The organism is Pinirhizobacter sp. (assembly GCF_035317885.1).
Taxonomy (GTDB): Bacteria; Pseudomonadota; Gammaproteobacteria; order Xanthomonadales; family Rhodanobacteraceae; genus Pinirhizobacter.
The window spans coordinates 1-4,409 of sequence record NZ_DATHFX010000140.1 but is presented as its reverse complement, the minus strand read 5'-3'; the positions used below and the strand labels follow the sequence as shown (position 1 = coordinate 4,409).

At 65.9% G+C, this 4,409-nt stretch carries 5 protein-coding genes; 1 reads left to right on the top strand and 4 read right to left on the bottom strand.

Translation table 11 applies throughout. The annotated features are described in order from the left end of the window. The 4 genes from VK519_RS04360 to VK519_RS04345 all read right to left on the bottom strand — a co-directional run. On the bottom strand, positions 1 to 233 hold a 233-nt coding region (locus tag VK519_RS04360; protein ID WP_324347913.1), incomplete at its 3' end, for an alanine--tRNA ligase-related protein. A gap of 80 nt (positions 234 to 313) precedes the next feature. Then, on the bottom strand, positions 314 to 814 hold the full coding sequence (locus tag VK519_RS04355) for a regulatory protein RecX (protein ID WP_324347912.1): 501 nt from the start codon (positions 812 to 814) through the stop codon (positions 314 to 316). Positions 815 to 893: 79 nt separating this feature from the next. Next, positions 894 to 1,928, bottom strand: coding sequence for a recombinase RecA (gene recA / locus VK519_RS04350; RefSeq protein WP_324347911.1), 1,035 nt, complete (start codon positions 1,926 to 1,928; stop codon positions 894 to 896). A gap of 133 nt (positions 1,929 to 2,061) precedes the next feature. Beyond that, a complete protein-coding gene (locus tag VK519_RS04345; protein WP_250625727.1) occupies positions 2,062 to 2,571 on the bottom strand; it encodes a CinA family protein in 510 nt (169 codons plus the stop codon). A 76-nt stretch (positions 2,572 to 2,647) separates the two neighbouring features. On the opposite strand from VK519_RS04345, the gene mutS reads away from it, so the two are divergent. Continuing rightward, a partial coding sequence (gene mutS, locus VK519_RS04340; protein WP_324347910.1) for a DNA mismatch repair protein MutS occupies positions 2,648 to 4,409 on the top strand: 1,762 nt, incomplete at its 3' end.

Genomic DNA, 4,409 nt, shown 5'->3' with positions numbered 1-4,409 from the left:
GCGTCAAGGTCGTTGTGCTTGCCGCCGGCACGCAGGCAGCGCTGGACGTCGGCCGCACGCACGTATCCAGGCTTTTCGCTGCCCAGGAAGACATTCTTGAACGGCACCATGCCTGAGTTGGTGAACAGCAAGGTAGGGTCGCTGGCAGGCACCAGGGACGCGGACGGCACGATGGTGTGTCCCTTGCTGCGGAAATACTCAAGGAAGGTGGAACGGATCTGCGCGGTTTTCATCGGGGACGGTAGGGCCATGCCTTGGATTCCGGTCGCCACGGGGGAGTGGCGGCGGCAGGACACGAGCCGGTCGGACCCGGTCAATCGTCGGCTGCGTCGTCCACTTCAGCGTGGGTGAGACTACGTACTGTGGCGGCCGCGAAGCCGCGACGCAAGAGGAACTGGGCCCGGCGGGCGCGTTCGGCGTAGTCGGCCGTCGGGCCACCGTAGCGGCGACGCAGAATGTCGGCGGCAAGTTCGTGCCAGTCGACTTCCGCTTCGTCCAGGAGGCGCCTGGCCACGGCCTCGCCGATCCCGTGGTTACGCAATTCGGCCCGGATGCGAGCGGGACCGTACCCGTGGCTGGCGCGGTTGCGAACCAGCATGGAGGCGAATCGGTCGTCGTCCTGGTAGCCCTGCTCGCCCAGGCGCTCGATGGCTTCGGTGGCGTCCTGACGGTCGTAACCGCCCTGGCCGAGCTTCCGGGAAAGCTCGCGCCCGGAATGCTCGCGCCGCGCCAGCAGCCCCAGGGCCTTGTCGTACGCGGTGCGTTGGGGCTTCTCACCCTTCACCGGCTTGTCCGGTCGCTCGCGACGCGGCATGGCAGTTCCTTGGAAAATGAAGAAGCCGCGCTCGGGGCGCGGCTTCCTGGAAGATTAACGCCAAGGGCACGCCTGTGGATCAGGCCTCTTCCAGGGCCTCCTCCGGCGCCGCGCCACGTGGAGCGGCCTTGACCAGCAGGCGCGCACGCAGTTCCGTATCGACCTCGTTGGCGATGGCCGGGTTGTCGCGCAGGAACTGACGCACGTTTTCCTTGCCCTGGCCGATGCGGTCGCCCTTGTAGCTGTACCAGGCGCCAGATTTGTCGATCAGGTTCTCGCGGACGCCGAGCTCGATGATCTCGCCTTCGCGGGAGGTGCCCTCGCCGTAGAGGATCTCGAATTCCGCCTGGCGGAACGGCGGAGCCACCTTGTTTTTCACCACCTTGACCCGGGTTTCCGAACCAATCACTTCCTCGCCCTTCTTGACCGCGCCGATGCGGCGGATGTCCAGGCGCACCGAGGCATAGAACTTCAGCGCGTTGCCACCGGTGGTGGTTTCCGGCGAACCGAACATCACGCCGATCTTCATGCGGATCTGGTTGATGAAGATCACCAGGCAATTGGTTTTCTTGATGTTGGCGGTGAGCTTGCGCAGGGCCTGGCTCATCAGTCGGGCATGCAGGCCGACGTGGGAATCGCCCATCTCGCCCTCGATTTCCGCCTTGGGCGTGAGGGCGGCGACCGAATCGATCACGACCACGTCCACGGCACCGGAGCGGACCAGCATGTCGGCGATTTCAAGCGCCTGCTCGCCCGTATCAGGCTGGGAGACCAGCAGGTCGTCGACCTTCACACCGAGTTTTTCGGCATAGGATGGATCGAGTGCGTGCTCGGCGTCGACGAAGGCCGCGGTACCGCCGGCGCGCTGGCAGGCGGCGATGACCTGCAGGGTAAGTGTCGTCTTACCCGAGGATTCCGGGCCGTAGACCTCGACCACGCGGCCGCGCGGCAGGCCGCCGATGCCCAGCGCGATATCCAGCCCCAGGGAGCCGGTGGACACGGTGTCGATGGTGTCGTCGGGCCGGTCGCCCAGGCGCATGACTGCGCCCTTGCCGAACTGCTTTTCGATCTGGCCGAGGGCACTGGCGAGCGCCTTGCGCTTGTTGTCATCCATCGTTTGCATTCCCGCGTGAGGTCGTTTGATGTAGGTGTATCTTGCGCCGCGGCGATCTCAGGGACTGCGATCCGCCGTGACTAATTTCAATTATCCCACACCCGCCTGGGTTTACCCCGGCGGATGTGACCCGTTAACCGGTCAGGGCAAGCAGCATGCCTTCGAGGGCGGCACCCACCGTCTGACGGCGCACCGCTTCGCGGTCGCCGTCAAAATGGAACAACTTGGCGTGCGCATAGCCGCCACGCCGTTTCCAGCCGATCCATACCGTGCCGACGGGTTTGTCAGGCGTGCCGCCGGACGGGCCGGCGATGCCGGTGACGGCCACGGCGAGGCCTGCACCGAAGCGCGACAAGGCGCCGGAGACCATTTCCGTCACGGTTGATTCGCTCACCGCGCCCGTGGCCTCGAGCGTGCGCGGGTTCACCCCGAGCAGGGCCTCCTTGGCTTCGTAGCTGTAGGTAACCACGCCGGCATCGAACCAGGCGGAACTACCGGGCAGATCCGTGAGGCTCTTGGCGACCCAGCCGCCGGTACACGATTCGGCGGTTACGACCATCAGGCGGCGCTCCTGGGCGGCCACGGCCACCTTGCCAGCCAGTTGGTACAGATCACCATCGGTGGGAATGGAGGGGTGCTCCATGCGAGACTTTCGCTTTTGCGGGGAAGGGAACGCCACGTTCTACTCCCCCACCACCGTATCGCCAAGACTTGACGCCATGACGCAGGACGCCACCTCGCACACTCCCTTCATGCGCCAGTACCTGGCCGCAAAGGCCGAGCATCCGGATGTATTGCTGTTCTTCCGCATGGGCGACTTCTACGAACTTTTCTACGATGACGCGCGCAAGGCCGCGCGGCTGCTGGACATTACCCTCACCCAGCGCGGCCAGTCGGCCGGGGCGCCGATCCCGATGGCTGGCGTCCCCTACCACGCCGCGGAGAACTACCTGGCCCGGCTGGTGAAACTGGGCGAATCGGTGGCGATTTGCGAGCAGGTAGGCGACCCGGCGCTGTCGAAGGGACCGGTCGAGCGCAAGGTGGTGCGCATCGTTACCCCGGGCACGGTGACCGATGCCGCCCTGCTCGAAGACCGCCGTGACAACCTGTTGCTGTCCATCGCATCTGATGGCGCGCGTTACGGCCTGGCCTGGGTGGACTTGTCCACCGGCCGCTTCCTGTTGAGCGAAGTGAACGGCGCCGAAGCGCTGGCCGCGGAACTCGCCCGCCTGGCACCGGCCGAGACGCTGGTGGGCGAAGATGTTACCTGGCCCCGGATGGTCAGCAGCTTGCCTGGCCTGCGCAAGCGCCAGCCCTGGCACTTCGATGGCGCGGCCGCCCTGCGCGAGCTGTGCCGCTTCTTCAAGGTGCGCGACCTCTCCGGATTCGGCGTCGACGGCATGCCCGTCGCCGTGGCCGCCGCCGGTTGCCTGCTTGGTTACGTGGAGGAAACCCAGAAGAGCGCCCTGCCCCATCTTTCGGGCATGGCGGTGGAAAGCGCTGGTGAAACCATCGCCATGGATGCAGCCACCCGGCGCAACCTGGAAATCGATACCCATCCCACCGGCCGCACCGAACACACCCTGCTTGGCGTGCTCGATGAAACCGTAACGCCCATGGGCGCGCGCCTGCTCAGGCGCTGGCTGAATCGCCCGTTGCGTTCGCAACCCCTGCTGCGCGAACGCCACCAGGCCATCGCGCTCTTGCTCGATACCCGTCGGCACCTGACCCTGCGCGAACGCCTGCGCGGCATCGGCGACCTGGAACGCATCCTGGCCCGCGTGGCGTTGCGTTCGGCCAGGCCACGCGACCTTTCCACCCTGCGCGATGGCCTGGCTGGGTCACCTTCGCTGCGTGAGGAAATCGCATCGCTTGACAGTCCGCTGCTGCATTCGCTGGTGTCACGCATCGGCGAGCATCATGACCTGGCAGCGCTGCTACAGCGCGCGGTGATCGAACAACCCCCGGCGTTGATCCGCGACGGCGGGGTGATCGCCGACGGCCACGATGCGGAACTTGACGAACTGCGCCGGTTGTCCACGCATGCCGACCAGTACCTGGTGGAACTGGAGGAACGCGAGAAGGCCGCCAGCGGCATCACCTCGCTGAAAGTGGGCTACAACCGCGTCCACGGCTATTACATCGAGATCGGCAAGGGCCAGAGCAACCGCGCGCCCACGCACTACACGCGCCGCCAGACCACCAAGAACGCCGAGCGCTACATCACCGAGGAACTGAAGGGTTTCGAGGACAAGGTGCTATCGGCCAAGGAACGCTCGCTCATGCGCGAGCGCGCCCTTTACGAGGCATTGCTCGACACCTTGATCGAACAACTCGGGCCGTTGAAATCCGCAGCCTCGGCCATGGCGGAACTGGACGTACTGGCCAACCTCGCCGAGCGTGCCGACGTCCTGGACTGGGCACAACCGGACCTGACCGAACAGGACGGCCTGCGCATCGTGCGGGGCCGCCATCCCGTGG